Origin of the sequence: Agromyces sp. NPDC060279 (genome assembly GCF_042726785.1) — a bacterium.
Classification (GTDB): domain Bacteria; phylum Actinomycetota; class Actinomycetes; order Actinomycetales; family Microbacteriaceae; genus Agromyces.
Map to the genome: position 1 here is coordinate 1 of NZ_JBHXBK010000006.1, position 18,400 is coordinate 18,400.

At 70.6% G+C, this 18,400-nt stretch carries 16 protein-coding genes; 11 read left to right on the forward strand and 5 right to left on the reverse strand.

All coding sequences use genetic code 11. The features are described 5' to 3' along the window. Positions 1 to 232: 232 nt before the first annotated feature. Positions 233 to 1,264 carry a LacI family DNA-binding transcriptional regulator gene (locus ACFWE1_RS14645; RefSeq protein WP_376934146.1) on the reverse strand — a complete coding sequence of 344 codons (1,032 nt, stop codon included), beginning with the start codon at positions 1,262 to 1,264 and terminating at the stop codon, positions 233 to 235. 154 nt (positions 1,265 to 1,418) lie between these two features. On the opposite strand from ACFWE1_RS14645, the gene ACFWE1_RS14650 reads away from it, so the two are divergent. From ACFWE1_RS14650 to ACFWE1_RS14675, 6 genes are all read left to right on the forward strand, one after another. Continuing rightward, entirely contained in the window at positions 1,419 to 1,772 is a 354-nt protein-coding gene (locus tag ACFWE1_RS14650; protein ID WP_376934147.1) for an META domain-containing protein, read from the forward strand. Between the two features lie 37 nt (positions 1,773 to 1,809). Then, complete coding sequence (locus ACFWE1_RS14655; protein WP_376934148.1) at positions 1,810 to 2,472, forward strand: YoaK family protein; 663 nt, start codon at positions 1,810 to 1,812, stop codon at positions 2,470 to 2,472. A 105-nt stretch (positions 2,473 to 2,577) separates the two neighbouring features. After that, positions 2,578 to 3,777: an ABC transporter substrate-binding protein gene (locus tag ACFWE1_RS14660; protein WP_376934149.1), complete on the forward strand. Its 1,200-nt coding sequence runs from the start codon at positions 2,578 to 2,580 to the stop codon at positions 3,775 to 3,777. Then, complete coding sequence (locus ACFWE1_RS14665; RefSeq protein ID WP_376934150.1) at positions 3,764 to 5,362, forward strand: class I adenylate-forming enzyme family protein; 1,599 nt, start codon at positions 3,764 to 3,766, stop codon at positions 5,360 to 5,362. The genes ACFWE1_RS14660 and ACFWE1_RS14665 overlap by 14 nt, the downstream gene beginning before the upstream one ends. Before the next feature lie 4 nt (positions 5,363 to 5,366). Further along, a complete protein-coding gene (locus tag ACFWE1_RS14670) occupies positions 5,367 to 6,536 on the forward strand; it encodes a CaiB/BaiF CoA transferase family protein (RefSeq protein WP_376934151.1) in 1,170 nt (389 codons plus the stop codon). Beyond that, positions 6,533 to 7,336: an enoyl-CoA hydratase/isomerase family protein gene (locus ACFWE1_RS14675; RefSeq protein ID WP_376934152.1), complete on the forward strand. Its 804-nt coding sequence runs from the start codon at positions 6,533 to 6,535 to the stop codon at positions 7,334 to 7,336. Before ACFWE1_RS14670 ends, ACFWE1_RS14675 begins: the two co-directional genes overlap by 4 nt. An 85-nt stretch (positions 7,337 to 7,421) precedes the next feature. Here the strand turns inward: ACFWE1_RS14675 and ACFWE1_RS14680 are convergent, their stop codons facing one another. The 4 genes from ACFWE1_RS14680 to ACFWE1_RS14695 form a co-directional block, all read right to left on the reverse strand. Continuing rightward, positions 7,422 to 8,732, reverse strand: a complete 1,311-nt coding sequence (locus ACFWE1_RS14680) for an MFS transporter (protein WP_376934153.1) — start codon at positions 8,730 to 8,732, stop codon at positions 7,422 to 7,424. A 117-nt stretch (positions 8,733 to 8,849) separates the two neighbouring features. Next, positions 8,850 to 9,866 carry a LacI family DNA-binding transcriptional regulator gene (locus ACFWE1_RS14685; protein WP_376934154.1) on the reverse strand — a complete coding sequence of 339 codons (1,017 nt, stop codon included), beginning with the start codon at positions 9,864 to 9,866 and terminating at the stop codon, positions 8,850 to 8,852. Positions 9,867 to 9,969: 103 nt separating this feature from the next. Next, complete coding sequence (locus ACFWE1_RS14690) at positions 9,970 to 10,704, reverse strand: YitT family protein (RefSeq protein WP_376934155.1); 735 nt, start codon at positions 10,702 to 10,704, stop codon at positions 9,970 to 9,972. 102 nt (positions 10,705 to 10,806) lie between these two features. Next, the gene (locus tag ACFWE1_RS14695; RefSeq protein WP_376934156.1) at positions 10,807 to 12,540 is read right to left on the reverse strand and encodes an amidohydrolase family protein; all 1,734 of its coding nucleotides are present in this window, start codon (positions 12,538 to 12,540) and stop codon (positions 10,807 to 10,809) included. Positions 12,541 to 12,714: 174 nt separating this feature from the next. Between ACFWE1_RS14695 and ACFWE1_RS14700 the strand changes: the two genes are divergently transcribed. The 5 genes from ACFWE1_RS14700 to ACFWE1_RS14720 all read left to right on the forward strand — a co-directional run bounded on the left by ACFWE1_RS14700 (position 12,715) and on the right by ACFWE1_RS14720 (position 18,395). Next, entirely contained in the window at positions 12,715 to 13,617 is a 903-nt protein-coding gene (locus ACFWE1_RS14700) for a LysR family transcriptional regulator (RefSeq protein WP_376934157.1), read from the forward strand. A 220-nt stretch (positions 13,618 to 13,837) separates the two neighbouring features. Beyond that, a complete protein-coding gene (locus ACFWE1_RS14705) occupies positions 13,838 to 14,731 on the forward strand; it encodes a LysR family transcriptional regulator (protein ID WP_376934158.1) in 894 nt (297 codons plus the stop codon). A gap of 108 nt (positions 14,732 to 14,839) precedes the next feature. Beyond that, positions 14,840 to 16,138, forward strand: coding sequence for an aspartate aminotransferase family protein (locus ACFWE1_RS14710; RefSeq protein ID WP_376934159.1), 1,299 nt, complete (start codon positions 14,840 to 14,842; stop codon positions 16,136 to 16,138). After that, the gene (locus ACFWE1_RS14715; RefSeq protein ID WP_376934160.1) at positions 16,135 to 17,628 is read left to right on the forward strand and encodes an NAD-dependent succinate-semialdehyde dehydrogenase; all 1,494 of its coding nucleotides are present in this window, start codon (positions 16,135 to 16,137) and stop codon (positions 17,626 to 17,628) included. Before ACFWE1_RS14710 ends, ACFWE1_RS14715 begins: the two co-directional genes overlap by 4 nt. Positions 17,629 to 17,657: 29 nt before the next feature. Further along, positions 17,658 to 18,395: an SDR family NAD(P)-dependent oxidoreductase gene (locus ACFWE1_RS14720; protein ID WP_376934161.1), complete on the forward strand. Its 738-nt coding sequence runs from the start codon at positions 17,658 to 17,660 to the stop codon at positions 18,393 to 18,395. The last annotated feature ends 5 nt before the right edge of the window (positions 18,396 to 18,400 follow it).

Here is an 18,400-nt window from a genome sequence, read left to right on the forward strand (position 1 = left end):
TGATCTCGTCATGCACGATCTGATACGCCGTATCCGGCAGAGACTCGGCCTGCGGGATGCGGTGCCGCGCCGCGACCGTCGCCTCCCCCGGCCTCCGGAAGAGCGGTTCCGCTTCGCCTGCAGCCTGTTCCCGGACCATAGGATCCCCCGTTCTCGAACTGGCGACGGCTACCAGGATCGGTTAACCGTTTTACTGGCGCCGGTTCGTGCCCCCAACATAGGGGCGAGCTCCTCACGATGCAAGCATGTCCGCGACATCGCCCTGGCGGCGGGGAATCAGCGGGAGCGGCAACGACATGCTCTCGGCCGCCTCGCCCTGGAGGAGCTCGACCATGAGCGTCGCGGCCAGAGCCCCGTTCTCGACCGGATCGGTCGCGAGGTAATCCACCCCGACCTGCGCCCCCAGCCCGTTCGGGTTCCCGATCGTCGCGACGCGGAGCTCCTCGGGCACAGCCACCCCCAACTGCGCCGCGGCATGCAGGACCGCCGCGCTATACGACTCGTTCATGCACTGGACCGCGGTGGGGCGCACCTTCGCGGAGAGTAGCCGCACGGCGGCGTCGAGGAGGGCCTCCCCCGGCTCGAGGGCCCCGCCCTGCGCAGAGATCCCGTGCTCGGCGCACCATCCTTGGAAGGCCGCGACCGCATCGTTCGTGAAATGATCCAGCCGAGGCCCGAGGAACATCGTCGGCCGATTCTCGCCGCCACCTGCGAATTGCGCCCAATCATCGAGCACCTTCGGCAAGCCACCGCGAACATCGAGCCGCACACTGCTGAGCTTCGCCCCGGGGCGGGAGCCATAGCCGCCGACCGCTACCACGGGCGTGCCGAGTGCAAGCTCCCGCTCGACGATCGGATCGCTCGGCATCGGATCGACGATGATGATCCCGTCGTGCGAGAGCCGGGTGTCGACCCGGCCGTCAGCGGTCGCGCGCCCGATGGTGATCGCATACCCGGCCTCCGCGGCACCCGCCGCCGCCCCCGCGACGATACTCCGGAAGCACGGCATGAACGACGCCTCGGCCACCGCCGGGTCGCGGAAGCTCGCCACGACGGCGAGGACGTTGGTGCGACCGGACCGCAGCGCCTGCCCCGTCTGGTTCGGTCGGTAGCCGAGCCGATCACCCACGGCCATCACCTTCCGCCGCGTCGTCTCCGAGATCTTGCCGCGCCGGTTGTAGACATTCGAGACGGTCGCGATGGAGACTCCGGCGGCGAGGGCGACGTCGCGGATTCCGACGCGCGGCGACTGAGAGGTGGTCATATCGAAGAGAATAAACGTTTTATCTTTGACGCGCGACAGATGGCGTGCATACGCTGCTCCGAATGAGACGGCGGGCTCGGCGACGAATCCCGATCGTGCCCATCACCGTCTGGGCATAGGTGCCGGCACCCGGTCGCACGAAGGGACAGCTCACATGCGCACTCCACGAATCCTCACTGCCGCGGTCGCCGTTGCGGCGGCAGCGATGCTCACCGGCTGCGTCACTGACAACGCCGACCCGACAGGTCGTTGGCAGAGCGAGGGCGGCGTCTCGCTGACGTTCGACCGCGATGGTTCATTCACCGGCGACAACGGCTGCACCGAGATCAGCGGGACCTGGACCGCGAACGATGTCAACCTGTCATTCGACGACGTCGTCGACGAGCCAGCCTGCACCGACGGCGAGGACCTGCTGGCGGGATTGGACAGCGGTACCCTGGCGGACGACTCGCTGACACTCTACGCCGACGACGAGGCGCAGATCGCCGTGCTGCAGCGAGCCCAGTGACGGTCCACACCCCCGGGCCGCGCAGAACGGAGGACGAGTGCGGGAGGTCTCGCGGAGCGGCATCGCCCTCTCCGTCGCGCTCGGACTCGTCGCCGGCTACGTCGACGCCGTGGGCTTCATCGAGACCGGCGGGTTGTTCGTCTCGTTCATGAGCGGCAACTCCACCCAGGCCGGCGTCGAGCTGTGGGACGTGGGGCTCGCCGACGCCCTGCTGCCGCTGGCGCTCGTCGCCGCCTTCGTCGTCGGGGTCGCCCTCGGCGGCGCATTCGGTGCGCACGGCGCGAGGCGCGGCTGGATCGTCGCCGCGGCCGCCGCAGCCGTCGCAGCGGCCGCCGCGTTCGGCATCGCCGATCCCGGCGCCGCCTGGAGGTTCGGCCTCCTCGCCGCCGCGATGGGCGCGCTCAACACCCTGTTCCTCGCCGAGGGCCGTGCACGCGTCGCGATCACCTACGCGACCGGCACGCTCGTGAGTCTGGGCCTCGCCCTCGCGGCGCTCGTCACCGGGCGGTCCCGCACGGCGTGGCGGCGGCCGCTCCTGCTCTGGGGGTCCCTGGCGGGCGGGGCCGTCATCGGCGCGGCCGTGCACCGCGGGCTCGGCGGGTTCGCCCTCCTGCCCGCGGCGGCGGGGCTCGTGGCGATCGCGGCCGTGCTCGCGGTCGCGCAGGCGCGGCGGGCCGGCGAGGCTCGGAGCGCCGGCTGACCCGCCGGCTCCGCCCGCTGACGCCGACGCATCCCTCGACATATCCGCATCGATAAAACGTGTTACTTTCGTACGAAGCCAGACGAGGACGAGGGAGTCGCAGGAGTGCAGACCAGTGTCACGGAGAACCCAGCCAGCTCGACGACGATGCTGCGCGGGATCACCTGGGACCATCCGCGGGCCGTGGACTCGATCGAGCGCGCGAGCGAGGCGTTCCAGACAGAGCATCCCGAGCTCCGCCTGGACTGGGATGCGCGACCGCTGCACGAGTTCGAAGAGGTGCCGCTGCAGCTCCTCGCGGCCGACTACGACCTGCTCGCGATCGACCATCCGTTCATCGGGGATGCCGTGGCGAGCGGCGCGTTGGCCCCGCTCTCCTCGCTCGTGCCGCCCACCGCGCTGGATTTCAGCGGCGCGCGCTTCGTCGGCCACAGCCTCGAGAGCTACGAGTGGCGGGGCGAGTACTACGCCCTCCCGGTGGACGCCGCCTGCATGGTCGGCGCAGCGCGGGCGGACGCGCTGACGGAGCGCGATCACCCCCGTCGATGGGCCCAGGTCGTCGAGCTCCTGCAGGAGCTCGGCCCCGAACGCACCCTCCTGACCGCGAACCCCACCCACCTCTGGGGCACCTTCCTCTCGTTGTGCGAGGCGCACCGACCCGGCCGCCAGCCGGACTTCGAATCGGGCCCCGCCTGGTGGACGGCGGAGGGCATCGCGGCCGAGGTCGGCGTCCCCGCCCTCGAGCTGCTCAGGGAGCTCACCGCGCTGACCGCGCCTCGCTCCTTCCAGCTCGACCCGGTACAGGTGCTCGACGAGCTGTCCGGCGACGGCGCCGCGGTGTACTGTCCATCGGTGTTCATCTACTCCACCTACGCCCACGATCGCCCCGGCCGGGCGCGCGTCGCGTTCCACGACGCCCCGAGCCTCGACGGCGAGCCCGTCGGCACCCTCACCGGCGGCGTGGGGCTCGGCGTCTCGCGCGCCTCGCGCGCCCCGGAGGATGCCGCGCGCTTCGTGGCCTTCGCGACGAGCGACGCGGTGCAGCGCGGCGTGTACGCCGGTGCGGGCGGGCAGCCGGCGACCGTGTCCGCCTGGCACGACGAGCGGGTGAACGCCGCGGCGGGCGGGCTCTACCGCGCGACGTCGAACACGATGCAGCGCTCGTTCGTGCGTCCGCGCCGACGCGGCTACCCCGCCTACCAGCGGGCGGCGGCGCGCACGATCCACGAGCTGGTGCGAGCGGACACCGGCGCTCCCGACATCCTGAGGGCGCTCAACCGACTGTGGGCCGATGTCGCGAGCTAGCGCGACCGGCGTCGCTCGACGGCTCGGCGACTGCTACGAGGCGCATTCGGACGGTCCCGCGCTGCGCTGGGGCGAGCGCTGGTTCAGCTTCGCCGAGGTGGCCGCCATCGCCGCCGGCATCGCCGCCCGACTCCAGGATGCCGGCGCGCAGCCGGGTGATCGCGTCGTCGTACACCTCGAGACGAGCCCGCTGGCCCGTGCGGTGGACCACGCCCTGCTCGGTCACGGATTCGTGCGCGTCGCCCTGAGCTCCCGGCTCCATCCGCACGAGGTCGCGGCGATCGCCGCGGACGCGGAGGCGGCGATCGTGATCTGCGAGGCGGCCCGCGCCGACGAGCTGCGCGCCGCCATCGCCTCCGTGCCGTGCCGACCCCGCATCGTGACCTTCGACGACGGCGACGCGACCCCGAGCCGTCTCCTCGGGGCGGCGACTCCGGCCCCGCTCCTCCCCCGCGCCGCCGACGATCCGCTGATGCTGATGTACAGCTCCGGCACGACCGGCACCCCCAAGGGGGTAATCGTCACCGACGCCACCTGGCTCGCGCAGCTCGACCGCGCGCTCGCGCAACTGCCCCCGATCACTCGCGACGACGTCGTGGTGCTGGCCGCGCCGATGGCCCACTTCGGCGGGTCGATCGGACTGGACTGCATGATGCGGGGCGCGCGCACCGTCGTCGTCGACCCGTTCGAGCCGCATCGGGTGCTCGACGCCATCCAGCGCCATCGCGGCACCGTGGTGCCGCTCGTGCCCACGCTGCTCGGCCGGCTGGTCGACGCGCTGCCCGGTCGGGACGACGCCGTCGCCTCGGTCCGAGCGGTCCCCTACGGCGGGTCGCCGGTCCCCGCCGAACTGCTGCTCCGTGCGGCCCGGTACTTCCCCCGCTCGCTCGTGCAGTTCTACGGACTCGCCGAGGCGCTGGCGCCGCTGACGACACTCTCCCCCGACGACCACCGGCGCGCGGCCCGCCGGCTCGCGGGCGCCCCCGACGACGCAGCGGCCCGAGCCCGCCTGCAGTCGGCCGGACGCTGGACGCCGGGGATCGAGCACCGCATCGTCGACGACGAGCTCCAGGTGCGCGGCGACACGGTCATGCCCGGATACTGGCGGCGCGACGAACTCACCGCCTCGGCGCTGAAAGACGGCTGGTTCCGCACCGGGGATCTCGGCGAGACGGATGCCGACGGGTATCTGCACCTCCGCGGGCGCCGCTCCGAGCTCATCATCTCGGGCGGCTTCAACGTCCACCCGCGCGAGGTGGAACAGGTCATCGAGCGGCTGCCGGGCATCGCGGAGGTCGCGGTGCTCGGGCTCCCGGACGAGCGGTGGGGCGAAGCCGTCCACGCCTTCGTGGTCCTCGAACCCGCCGGCTCCGCCGACGATCCCCCGATGCATCCCGACGACCTCGCCCGAGCGGTGCGCGAGGCGTGCCTCGCCCGTATCGCGTCGTACAAGAAGCCCGTCGGCATCCACGTGCTCCTCGCCATCCCCCGGAACAGCTTCGGCAAGGTCGACCGCGCGGCGATCCGCGCGCGGTTCGGCTCCGCCGACGACCGCACCCCCACACCACCCGCAGAACGGAGATAGCCGCATGCAGGCACTCGATGGAATCCGCGTCCTCGACTTCACCCAGATGATGCTCGGGCCCTTCGGCACTCAGATCCTGGGCGACCTCGGCGCCGACGTCATCAAGGTCGAACGCCCGGAGGGCGAGTGGGAGCGCTCGCTCGAGATGATGGGGGCGCTCGTCGACGGCGAGTCCGCCGCCTACCTCGCGATGAACCGGAACAAGCGCTCGCTCGCCCTGGACCTCAAGCACCCCTTGGCCCGCACGGCGCTCCTCGAGCTCGGCAAGAGCTGCGACGTGGTCGTCGAGAACTTCCGGCCCGGGGTGCTCGCGCGGCTCGGGCTCGGCTACGAGGACTTCGCCGCCGTCAAGCCCGACATCATCTACGCCTCCGGTTCGGGCTGGGGCCAGGACACCGCCTTCGCCCGCGAGAACCGCCCCGGCCAGGACCTGCTCATCCAGGCGATGTCGGGCCTCGCGGCCGCCGGCGGCCGACGCTCCGACCCGCCGACGCCGGCCGGGACGGCGATCGTCGACCACGCCACCGCACTGACGCTCGCGAACGGCATCCTCGCCGCCCTCATCGCCAGGAACACGCACGGGATCGGGCAGCGCGTCGAGGTCGACCTGTACTCGACCGCCATCGCGATGCAGTGCCAGGAGATCTCGACCTTCGTGAACCAGGGGGCGGACTACGAGCGCTCGGAGGCGGGAGTCGGGCAGGCCTGGCTCTCGGCGCCGTTCGGGATCTACGAGGCGCTGGACGGCTGGCTCGCGATCGCGATGGCGTCGCTGCCGGCGGTCTCGGCCGCGGTGCCGGAAGTGGAGTTCGGCTCGCTCGACCCGTGGGCGGATCGAGACGAGGTCAAGCGCCGCCTCGAGGCGGTGACCCGGACGCAGCCGGTGCAGCACTGGCTCGACACGCTCGGAGCGAGCGGGCTCTGGGCGGCGCGGGTCCGCAGCACCCGCGAGGCCGTCGACGAGTTGCGCGAGAGCGGTTCGGAGCTGATCGTCACCGTCGACGGCCCGGGCGGCAGCCCGATCGAGCTGATCGGCTCGGCGATCCGGCTGAGTGCCACCCCATGGCGTCAACGGCTCGCTCCCCCGCGGGTCGGCGAGCACTCCGCCGAGATCCTGAGCGAGGTGCTCAGCCCGCACGAGATCGACGAGCTCCTCGGCGGAGCGTCCTCGTGAGCGCCGCGGCGGGCGAGACGGCCGTGCACCCGAACCTCCTCGTGCGAGACGACGGCCACGTCCGCGTGCTGCGCATCGATCGCGAGGACAAGCTCGGTGCATTCTCGAGCACACTGGTCCAGGCGATCGGCTCCGAGCTCGCACGGATCCGGCAGTCCCCCTCGGTGCGGGTCGTCGTGCTCACCGGCACCGGCCGCGGCTTCGTCGCGGGTGCGGACATCGAGGAGTACGCGACCGCGGGCGTCGAGGAGTTCGCCGAGTACCAGCGCCGCTCCCGCGCCGTCTTCGACGATCTCGCCCGCCTGCCGCAGGTGACGATCGCCTCGGTGAACGGCTACGCCTTCGGCGGCGGCTTCGAGATCGCGCTCTGCTGCGACTTCATCGTCGCGGCCGCCACCGCGAAGTTCGGCCTGCCCGAGATCAAGCTCGGGCTCATCCCGGGCGGCGGCGGCCCGCAGCGCCTGGTGCGCGAGATCGGCGCCCGCTGGACGAAGGAGCTCGTCATGACGGGCCGCAGCGTCACCGCCCAGGAGGCCCACGAACACGGCATCGTCACCAGCGTCTTCGAGCGCGAGGCGCTCGCGGACGAGACGATGGCGTTCGCTCGCGCACTGGCCGCGCAACCGCGGAACGCCCTGCGCGAGGCGAAGCAGGTCATCGACTCCGGGCGCTCGCAGGACCTGGAGACCGCGCTGTCGGCGGACCAGCTCGCACTCGCGCGCCTGTTCGACTCCGCGGACGGCGCCGAGGGGATCCGCGCGTTCGTCGAGAAGCGGCCGCCCGAGTTCGACGCTCAGTAGCGCGACACGAGGATGCCCCCGGAACTCCGGTTCCGGGGGCATCCTCGTTGTGACGGCGGCAGAGCGCGGGGAGGGCGGGGGGCGCTCAGCGCACCGTCGCCGCGACGGGCGCAGCGGCGGCCCGACGGCTCTTCCTCCGCATGTGGACCGCGATCCCGATGAGCCCCGCGACCGCGATGAGCTCGAGCACGACGAGGTACAGGGCGGGCGCGATCAGCAGCCCCGTCGAATCGATCAGCGCGATCACGATGTACGGTGCGAAGCCGCCGAAGGCCGCGTTCGCGACGGCGTACACGATGCCGAGGTAGGTCGCCCGCACGTTGTCGGGCGTGAGCTCCGCCAGCATCGCGGGGGTCGGACCGGCGACGAGGCCGAGCGCGGCGGCGAACAGCAGGATCGCCGCGCCGACCGCCGGCACCGAGCCCTCGATCAGCAGCAGGTAGCACGGCACGGCGAGCACCGCGAGCGCGATCGCGCCGGCGAGCATGACCTTCCAGCGGTCGAAGCGGTCGGACAGCCAGCCGCCGAGCACGATGAAGCCGGCGTAGACGGTGAGCCCGCACAGCGAGGCCGTCAGCCCGGCCGAGATGGGCCGCTCCAGGACGCCGTTGAAGAAGGTCGGCAGGAACTGCAGCGTCACGTAGCCGCCGGCGGTCCAGGAGACGATGGCGGCGGTGCCGGCGATGATCATCCGCCAGTTGCTGCGGAACACGTCCGCGATCGGGCTCTTCGCGACCTCACCGCTCTCCTGGAGCTCGACGAACGCGGGGGTCTCGTCGATGTGCCGGCGGATGTACCAGCCGATGATGCCGAGCGGGAGCGCGATCAGGAACGGGATGCGCCAGCCGAAGTCGTTCAGGAACTCCTCGCTCATCCCGGCGGTCAGCGCCGCACCGAGACCGGCCGAGACCGCGAGCGCGGCGACGATACTGGCCGGCTGCGCGGAGCCCATGAGGCCGCGGCTGCGCGTTCCGGCGTGCTCGAAGAGCAGCGACGCCGCGCCGCCGAACTCGCCGCCGGCGGAGAAGCCCTGGATGAGTCGGAGCAGCGTCAGGAGGATCGGCGCCCAGACGCCGATCTGCTCGAACGACGGCAGGAGCCCCATGACGAAGGTCGCGCCCGCCATGGTCAGGATCACGAACGACAGCACCCAGCGCCGGCCGAGCCGGTCGCCGAAGTGGCCGAAGACGAACGCGCCGATGGGGCGGATCACGAAGGCGGCGCCGAACACGCCGAGCGTCGCGAGCAGCCCGACGAGCCCCTCGGCCTCGGGGAAGAACACCCGGGCGAGGATCGGCGAGAAGTAGCCGTAGATCGCGAAGTCGTACCACTCGACGAAGTTCCCGGCGGCCGCAGCCGCGACGATCTTGCCCCTGCCGGAGGGTTTTGCTGACACAGTTGGTCTCCTTTGACTGCGAAGCGCGCACGGAGGCTCCCGGGTGGTCGGGCTCCGTTAGTAACACGATTTACCTGACTGTATGGCAGAGCTCTCGGCGCTGTCAACCGAGCACGGCTACCGCTCGGAGACGGGCGCCGTCGACTCGCGGATCACCAGCTCGGGAGCGGGATCGACGACGGTCGACGTCTCCTCGACCGACTCGCCGCCGATGAGCTGGAACACGACGTCGACCGCCCGCACGCCGAGCTCGGTCAGCGCGAGCCGGACGACCGTCAGCGCCGGCGTCACGAATCCCGTGAAGCTCATGTCGTGGAACCCGATGATCGAGAGCTCCCGCGGAACCGCGAGCCCCAGCTCGGCCGCGGCGCGCATCGCGCCCAGCGCGGCCGTCGCGTTGTGCACCGCGACCGCGGTCGGCAGCGGGCCGCGCGACGCCATCCGGTGCAGCCCCGATCGCCCGCTCTCGAGGGTGTGCCCGCCGTTCTCGATCCAGTTCGCCTCACCTCGGAGCCCGGCATCCCGAAGCGCCGCCTCGTGCCCCGCGAGACGGTCGATGCGCCGATGCGTCTCACCGTCGAGCGTCAGCACGCCGATGTCGCGGTGCCCGAGCGAGATCAGGTGCTCGGTCGCCATCCGGGCGGCCGCCGCGTCGTCGAGGCTGACGCTGTGCACGCCCGGCGCGCGGTCGTTCACGACGACGGTCGGAAGCGCGGATGACGCGGCTCGGAGCACCGCCTCATCCGCCCGGGTGCCCGCCGGGAGGAACACCAGCCCGTCGATCGCCTTGCTCGTGATCATCCGGCTGAACGCCGACGCGTCCCGGTGCAGCTCGTCGATGTCGGCGAGCATCAGCACCGACTCGTGCGAGGCGACCGCCGTCTGGGCACCGGCGATGATCTCGCTGTACACCGGGTTGCTGATGTCGTGCACCGCGAGGCCGACGGCGCCGGCCTTGGCGTGGCGCAGCGCCCTCGCCGCGTGGTTCGGGATGTACTGCAGGCGCGCCGCGGCGCTGAGGACCCGCTCGCGAGTCTCCGGACGCACGGTCAGCGTCGGGTCCTCGTTGAGGATGCGGGACACGACCGCGTGCGTCACCCCCGCCTCACGCGCAACATCCTTGATCGTCGGCATAGCACTCGGAGTCTAGCCAGCTTCCAGCGGCGGGCGCTCGCGGGAACACGAAGGGAGGAACGGGCGTGAGAACCGTTCCTCCCCTTGTGCTGCTGCCGAGAGCTCAGCTCGGCGAATCAGCGCTCCGCTCGGCTTCGACCACCGTGTCGCGGTCGGCAGCGACCGCCCGGCGGCCGCTGAGCTTCATGAAGATCCAGGTGTACAGCTTGATGTACTGGCCGACGAAGATCGCGTTGAGGATGGTGCCCTCGCGGATGAACTGCGGCGCCCCGAGGAACAGCAGCCCGATCCCGGCCGACGTGATCAGCAGGCAGCAGTCGAAGATCGTCTTCAGGTTGCCCCACTTGCGGCCGGTCTTCAGATGCAGCGTGTTCACGAACAGGTCGATCGGCATCAGCACGAGGTTGGCGCGGATCATCATGAACAGCCCCAGCGCGAGGAGCGCGTCGGCGAAGAGCAGCAGCGCGAGCTTCGCGAGGTACGGCTCGGGCATCACCCACTCCGTGAGAGACAGGTTCACGTCGAGCAGGAACGCGAGGATCGCGGAAGGGATCAGCGACAGGAGGTTGCGCCATTTGAAGCCCTTCGGCATGACGAGGAACGCGAGGATGAGCATCAGGATCTCCAGCGCGAAGTTGAAGGTGCCCTGGCTGACCCCGGGGAAGATCAGCGTCATCGTGCGGGTCAGGCTGCTCTGCGGTGAGACGCCGATGCCCGCTCGGATGGCGAGGCTCACCCCGAGGGTGAGGACGTAGATGCCGACGATGTAGGTGATCCAGCGGCGGACGAGACTGCCGTTGTCGATGATTCCGGCATCCTGGGCTGTGGCGTGCCCCATGACAGTGCCTCCTTTGGCTCTGTGTGCGAGTGTTCGGCGCCCGCGCCATCGCGGATGCCGGGGTGCGGTCCCGGCCGGGGAGCCGGGACCGCTCCGGACGGGTCAGATCATGAAGCCGAACCGGTCCAGCGAGATGAACAGGGTGAGCAGCTTGTTGACGACGGGTTCGCCCTCGTTGACGTTCCCGAGCTCTTCCAACGCGGCGTCGATGCGCCGAGTGGAGCTGACCAGGGCATCCAGATCCATGTCGGCCATCACTCCGTAGATGTCCAAGGCGAGGGATGCCACCTCGTCGCCGCCGTCGGTGACCAGGCATCCGCCGACCTGCCGGTCGAGGCGCAGCAGGTTGTCGTGCATCGCCTCCACGTCGGCACCGACCGAGGCGAAGTAGGGGTACGGCGCAGGCCAGAACACCGAGACCGCGCCGCGATCGATCCTCACGCCCTTGAACAGCCCGTTCACGATGTGGCGGGAGCCGTCGGCGTATCGCTGCACGACCGAGATCCGGTTCAGAGCGACCCCGTCGACCTCGGGCACGATCGCCCCGTCGCGGTAGGGGGCCCAGGCCTCGTCGGCGAACTTCAGGTGCCCGCGCCCGTACACGTCGAAGACGAGCACCTTCGCCTGCGTGCCGTCGTCGGAGATCGCGAGAGGTGTGATCTCGAGCTGCGCGGCCTGCAGGTCGTCCAGCCCCGGCTTCGCCTCCTTCACCATGCCCGAGTAGTCCAGCTCATCCAGCGAGGCGAGCAGCTTGCGGTCCTGTGCGACGAGCTCACCGCCCTTGAAGACGTAGCGGGGATTGATCCGAGCGAGGCTGTCCGTGAGCACGATGTCGGCCAGCCGCCCGGGCGCGAGGGATCCGAGGTCGGCATCCCGGTGGAATGACTGCGCCGCGTACAGGGTGCCCATCTTGATCGCCTTGATCGGGTCGAGCCCCATCTCGATCGCGAGCGAGATCACCCAGTCGATGTGGCCGTGCTTGAGCACCCGGTCGACGGAGATGTTGTCGGCGCACAGCTGAAAGTTCTCGGCCGGCCAGCGGCGCTTCACGATCGCGCGGAGCATGTCCCGGATGACCTGCGGGCTGCCGACGCCGAACTTGATCTGGGTGTGCTGCCCGTACCGGATGCTCTTGGCGATGTCGTCCTCGTTCCACGCGTCGTGGTTGTTGTGCGCGCCGATCGCGGGCATGTAGTTCAGCAGCATGTCGGGCAGAGCGGTCACGCCCCAATGGTTGTTGACGTACCCGCCGCTGGCGCGCCCCAGCGCGGAGCGCCGGAAGTCATCGTCGTCGCCGGTCATGTAGGAGAGGTGGGCGAGCTCACCGAGCCCGATGACCGGGTCCATCTGCAGCATCGCTTCGGCGACCTCGACCGAGGCCTTCTTGCCGGGCGCGAACGCGTAGATCCGGTAGGGCAGCTTGTCGTGGTTGCGGAACAGTCCCTCGGCCGCCTCGATTCCCTCGTCTCCGGCCGCGCTGGCGAAGTCGAGCGTCTCGGCGAAGATCGTGGTCGTCCCGCTGGGCACGATCGCCTCTCCGAAGGCGGCCGGGTGGGCGAGCTGCGATTCGAAGTGCAAGTGCGCGTCGATCAGCCCGGGGATCGCGTACAGGCCCTGGCCGTCGAAGCGCGCCTTCACCTTGAGCACGTGCTCGTCGGGGTTGAGGGCGATGATCCGGCCGTGGTGCACCAGGAGGGAGCCGGGGAAGACCTCCTCGCTGTGCACGTCGAGGATGTTCAGGTCGTGCAGCAGCAGGTCGGCCTCGCGCTCTCCCTGCAGGATGCCGAAGATCTCACGAACTCGTTCCTCCTCCGCGCGCACGTCATCGGCATTCACTACGAGTCGGGTGCGCCCGGTCCTGGTCGCCTGCTGGAGCATCATGGTCCTCACTCACGTCTTGGTGCAGCGTCTTCGCTTCCCCCATCGAAGCCCCATCGAGTGTTGCCGACAAGCATCCGTTTTCGCACGGACCGTACGAGAATTCAGTACGCTTCAGGCGGAGGGGACCGGATGCTGCATTCCCGCGTGATGGAGTACATCGACCAGGTGGCGCACTTGGGGTCGATCCGCGCGGCCGGCGCACGGCTGCACGTGGCACCCTCGGCGATCAACCGGCAGATCATCCTCCTCGAGCAGGAGCTCGGCGAGCCGCTGTTCGAGCGGCTCCCCCGCGGTATGCGGCCGACCCCGGCCGGGGACGTGCTGCTGGCGCACATCCGGCGCACCCAGCAGAGCTACCGCGAGACGGTCGCCGAGATGCACGCTCTGCAGGAATTGCCCAGCGGCGACGTGACGATCGCGACCGTCACCGGACTGGCCAGCAGCATCGTCGCTGCCGTCGCCGCGCGGTTCCACGCCCGGCACCCCAACGTCCGCGTCACCGTCCGAACCATGACCTCGATGCAGACGCTCAACGCCGTCACGACGAGCGAGGTCGATCTGGGCCTCGGGTTCAACATCCCCGCATGCGGCCAGGTGGAAGTGCGCTGGGAACGGGACTCCCGGCTGGGCGCGGTCCTCTCCCCTCAGCATCCACTCGCCGGACTCGCCGCGGTCCCCCTGGCGCTGTGCGCGGAGCATCCGCTGATCTTCGCCGACACCGAGATGGTGATGCACGGCATCATCGCCGACGCGTTCGCCCGTGCAGGCGTCGCTGTCGAGCCGGCCTTCCGAACCACCTCGATCGAGACCATGCGCCGACTTGCCGGCCTGGGCAGCGCGATCGCCTTCCTCAGCCGACACGACATCGCCGACGATGAAGCAGAAGGACGTCTGACCTTCCGCCCGCTCACCGGCGCAACACTCGACAGCAACGTCCTCACGCTGGTACGCCCCGAGCGCCATGGCCACACGTCAGCGAGCCGAATGTTCGCCGATGAGCTGATCCTCGAGCTCGAACGCGTCTCGGCCTGACCAACAGGGCAACCGGGGCGACTCGTCAACTCAAGCCATTCTGGCATCCCCAACGAACGCAGATCGCGCGATACCGCGACCCGACACCGCCTCACGCGCGCGATGGCGCCGCGCCCCACGCCGGCCTGCTCGCTACGATCGACCCGTGCGGCTCGAACGAAGTCCCCTGGCGGCGCACCGTCGCGCGGGCCGATGCCGGCGCGGAAGCGAGGCGTAGGCGATGCTCGACCTCCATCGGCTCGTGCTGCTCCGGGCGGTCGCGATGCACGGGAGCATCACGGCGGCGGCCCGCGAACTGGCGTACAGCCACTCCGCGATCTCGCAGCAGTTGGCGCTGCTCGAGCGCGAGACCGGCGCCGTGCTACTCGAGAAGGTCGGCCGCACGTCGAGACTGACCCCCGTCGGTCGTGAGCTCGTGCAGAACACCGAGGCTGTGCTCGCCGCCATGGCTCACGCGGAGACCGAGCTCGCGGCCGCGCAGGGCGAGCCGCGCGGCATCGTGACCGTGGCCGTGTTCACCTCGATCGCCCGGATCGTCCTGCCGTCGGCGTTGCTGGCGCTGGCCGAGAAGTACCCGGGCCTCGACGTGCGACTGCGCCGATCCGATCCCCAGGATGCCGTGCAGCAGCTCATCGCCCGTCAGGTCGATGCGGTGGTCACCGACACCTTCCCGGGCGAACGGGTGTCTCCGGTGGGCGGCCTCCACGCCGCGACGATCGGGCGCGACCCGGTCCGCGGGTACCTCCCGCCGGCGATGATGGACCGGCCGCTCGACCGTGTGCCCTGGGTGCTGGAGCCGCAGCAGGCCGCGTCCAGGCACTGGGCGCTGCGCGTCTGCCGCGAGAGCGGCTTCGAGCCGATGGTGGCCCACGAGTCCTCCGACATGCTGTTCCACCTGCGGATGGTCGAGGCCGGGCTTGCCGCCGCGTTCCTGCCGGACCTCGTGGTCCGGGAGGCCGGCAGCGAGATCGAGCCATGCGACTCCCTCCCGAGCAACCTGCAGCGCGACATCCTCGTGCTCACGCGGCAGGGCACCGAAGCTCATCCGGCCTTGAACGCCGTTCGTGAGGCCATCGCCTCGGCGCTCCAGAAACATGTAAGCAAACCCGACTGATACCTGTTACTAACCGTCGCTTTACCTGACGCGTCTCGCTCCTTAGCGTGGCATTGACCAGCCGAGTTGTGCTGGTGGACCACCACTCCCAGCAGACCAGGAGGAGCGATGACGCTCACCGATTCGTTCGTACCGACGACCTCCGGCGCCGTCCTCGACGGGCCGGCGCTCTGGTCGGCGCAAGCCCACATGCCGAGCGTGATCGGCCGCCAGCTCGTCATCGAACGCGGCGAAGGATCGTACGTCTTCACGAGCGACGGCCGCCGTCTCTTCGACGGCACCGCCGGCCTGTGGCATGCCAACGTCGGCCATGCGCACCCCGAGCTCGCCCGCGCCGCCTACGAGCAGATGATGCGTCTCGAGACGTACCACGTCTTCCAGCGTTACGCGAACGACCGGGCCCTCGAGCTCGGAGAGCTGCTCGCCTCGCTCGCCCCGATGGAGCGCGCGAAGGTGATCCTCAATTCGGGGGGCTCCGACGCGATCGATGTCGCCTGCAAGCTCGCACGCCGTCACTGGCAGCGGGAAGGACGCGAGAGCAAGCAGATCATCCTCAGCCGGGAGCACGCCTACCACGGGCTCCACGCCTACGGCACGAGCATCGCGGGCCTCTCGTTCAACCGGGAGGGCTACGGCACCGAGTCACTCGTCCCGGAGACCGCCCGGATCTCCTTCGACGACCTCGCCGAGGTCGAGGCGACGATCGAGCGGATCGGCGCCGACCGCATCGCGGCGATCGTGAGCGAACCCATTCAAGGCACGGGCGGCGTGAATCCGCCCGAGCCGGGCTATCTCGAAGGCCTCCAGCGACTGGCGCGGCAGCACGACCTCCTGCTGATCGTCGACGAGGTGATCACCGGATTCGGCCGCACCGGGGAGATGTTCGCGTCCCAGCGCTACGGCCTCGAACCCGACCTGGTCACCTTCGCCAAGGGAGTCACCTCCGGGTACGCGCCGCTCGGCGGGGTGCTCGTCGCTCCTCGAGTCTGGGAGCCCTTCTACCTCGACTCACCGGACACGCCGATCTTCCGGCACGGCGCCACCTACTCCGGCCACGCCACGGCGGCGGCGGTCGCGCTGAAGCACCTCGAGATCCTCGAACGCGACGGGCTCGTGGCGCGGGTCCGCGAACTGGAGGGGGTTCTGCGCACCGAGCTCAGCGGCCTCGCGCAGCGGCAGGCGGGTGTCGTCGAGGCGCGCGTCGCCGGCTTCCTCGGCGGCGTCGCCCTCGACGAGCGGATCGACGCGGTCCGCGTCGCCGACCGGCTCATCGAACTCGGCTTCATCTCACGTCCGCTGCGGGGCAACACCCTTCAGCTCAGCCCGCCCTTCATCGTGAGCGACCAGGAGGTCGCCGAGTACGTGAGCGCCATCGAGCAGACCGTCGCAGAGGAGACCCAGCGGTGACCATCGCCATCGACACCATCTCCCTCGTCCAGCCCGACCCGGCCGCCGTCGCCCACGCGGACCGCGTCATCGTCGGGCTCGGTCTGCCGGCCGACGGCATCGCCGTCGACGATCCGGCGAGCGGCGAGCACATCGGCCGCGTCGCCGACCTCGACGTCGACGACGCCCTGCTCGCGGTCGAGCGGGCCGACGCGGCCGGCTCGATGTGGGCCCGGACGACGCCGCGTCAGCGCGCCGACGTGCTCCACGCCTGGTACGACCTCCTCGTCGAGCACACCGAGGATCTTGCGCACCTGATCGCGCGCGAGATGGGCAAGCCGCTCGCCGAGGCACGGGGTGAGGTGAAGTACGGCTCCGATTTCGTACGCTGGTACGCCGAGGAGGCGGTTCGGCCCGCCGGCGGGTTCCGTGACGCGCCGGACGGCGGTGCGAACATCCTGACCCGTCGCGCACCCGTGGGACTCGCGGTGCTCATCACGCCGTGGAACTTCCCGCTCGCCATGGCGACCCGCAAGATCGCGCCCGCGCTGGCGGCGGGCTGCGCCGCCGTCGTGAAGCCGGCCACGGCGACCCCGCTCACCACGCTCTTCGCGGTCGAACTCGCCCGTCGGGCGGGCGTGCCGGAGGACCTCGTCCAGGTCGTCACGACCTCGAGCTCGTCGAAGTTCAGCGAGGCGGTCCTGCGGGATCCGCGCGTGCGCAAAGTCTCGTTCACGGGTTCGACCGAGGTGGGGCGCACGCTCATGCGGCTCGCTTCGGACACGGTGCTGCGCTCCTCCATGGAGCTCGGCGGCAACGCGCCGTTCCTCGTCTTCGACGACGCAGACCTCGACCGGGCCATCGACGGCGCCCTCGCAGCCAAACTGCGCAACGGCGGCCAGTCGTGCATCGCCGCGAACCGCTTCTACGTGCAGGACGGCATCGCCGACGCCTTCGCCGACGGGCTCGCCGCCCGGATGCGCGAAGTGACCGTCGGCGCGGGCCTCGGCACCGGCACCGGGCTCGGAGCGCTGATCGACCGCCGGGCAGTCGATCAGATGCAGGCGCTCACGGAGGATGCCGTCGCGCGCGGCGCCGAGCTGCGCACGGGCGGCGAACGGCTGGGGACGAGCGGCAACTTCTTCGCCCCCACCGTCCTGGACCGGGTGCCCGCCGACGCCGAGGTCGCCACCACGGAGATCTTCGGCCCCATCGCGGCGATCCAGCGCTTCCGCACGGAGGGCGAGGCGATCGCGCGAGCGAACGCGACCGAGTTCGGTCTCGCGGGCTACGTCTTCAGCGAATCGCTCGATCGGGCCTTCAACGTCGCGGATCGGCTGGAGACCGGCATCCTCGGCATCAACCAGGGCGTTCCCTCGAACGCCGCCGCACCGTTCGGGGGCGTCAAGCAGTCGGGCCTCGGCCGCGAGGGCAGCGCCGAGGGGCTCGAGGAGTACCAGTCGGTGCGGTTCTACAACATCGCGCGACGCGAGACGTCGGCCGCGCGGTGACCGTGGAGCCGGTCAGTCCGGATCGGAGGGTGGCGCTCGTCACGGGCGCCACCTCCGGCATCGGCACCGACATCGCGCGACGGCTGGCGGCGGATGGCCTGCACGTCGTCGCGAGCGGCCGGGACCCCGTGCGCGGCCGGGCGCTCGCGGCCGAGCTCGGCGACGCCGCCACGTTCGTCCGCGCCGACCTCACCGAGGACCGGGGGCCCGAGGGGCTCGTGGACGCCGCCGTCCGCCTCCGGGGCCGGCTCGATGTGCTGGTGAACAACGCCGCCGTCGACCACACCGGTGCATTGCTCGACACTCCGGCGTCCGAGGTGCGGGCGACCTTCGAGACGAACGTCTTCGCGGCGATCGCCTGTCTGCAGGCCGCCGCACGCGTGATGCGCGACAGCGGGCGCGGCGGGGCGATCATCAACATCACCTCGCGGCTCGCGCACATCGGGGTGCCGACGATGTCCGTGTACAGCGCGAGCAAGGGTGCCTTGCTCGCACTCACCACCGCGGCGGCCGTCGAACTCGCCCCGTGGAACATCCGGGTCAACGCCGTCGCGCCCGGGATGACGCGCACCCCGCTCTTCTCGGCGTGGCTGGCCGAACAGCGGGACCCGGTCGCGGTCGAGCACGAGGTCGCGAGCGAGATCCCGCTCGGCCGCATCGCGCTCCCCGACGATGTCGCCGCCGTGGTGGCGTTCCTGGCACGAACCGAAGCCGCCTATCTGACCGGGGCATCCATCCCGGTCGATGGCGGGTATCTCGCGAAATGAGACCG

What these genes read in the sequence shown, in the direction of transcription:
- ACFWE1_RS14665 (WP_376934150.1), top strand. Translation starts at nt 3,764, where the DNA reads ATGTCGCGAGCTAGCGCGACCGGCGTCGCTCGACGGCTCGGCGACTGC.
- ACFWE1_RS14705 (WP_376934158.1), top strand. Translation starts at nt 13,838, where the DNA reads ATGCTCGACCTCCATCGGCTCGTGCTGCTCCGGGCGGTCGCGATGCAC.
- ACFWE1_RS14700 (WP_376934157.1), top strand. Translation starts at nt 12,715, where the DNA reads ATGCTGCATTCCCGCGTGATGGAGTACATCGACCAGGTGGCGCACTTG.
- ACFWE1_RS14670 (WP_376934151.1), top strand. Translation starts at nt 5,367, where the DNA reads ATGCAGGCACTCGATGGAATCCGCGTCCTCGACTTCACCCAGATGATG.
- ACFWE1_RS14650 (WP_376934147.1), top strand. Translation starts at nt 1,419, where the DNA reads ATGCGCACTCCACGAATCCTCACTGCCGCGGTCGCCGTTGCGGCGGCA.
- ACFWE1_RS14710 (WP_376934159.1), top strand. Translation starts at nt 14,840, where the DNA reads ATGACGCTCACCGATTCGTTCGTACCGACGACCTCCGGCGCCGTCCTC.
- ACFWE1_RS14645 (WP_376934146.1), bottom strand. Translation starts at nt 1,264, where the DNA reads ATGACCACCTCTCAGTCGCCGCGCGTCGGAATCCGCGACGTCGCCCTC.
- ACFWE1_RS14685 (WP_376934154.1), bottom strand. Translation starts at nt 9,866, where the DNA reads ATGCCGACGATCAAGGATGTTGCGCGTGAGGCGGGGGTGACGCACGCG.
- ACFWE1_RS14690 (WP_376934155.1), bottom strand. Translation starts at nt 10,704, where the DNA reads ATGGGGCACGCCACAGCCCAGGATGCCGGAATCATCGACAACGGCAGT.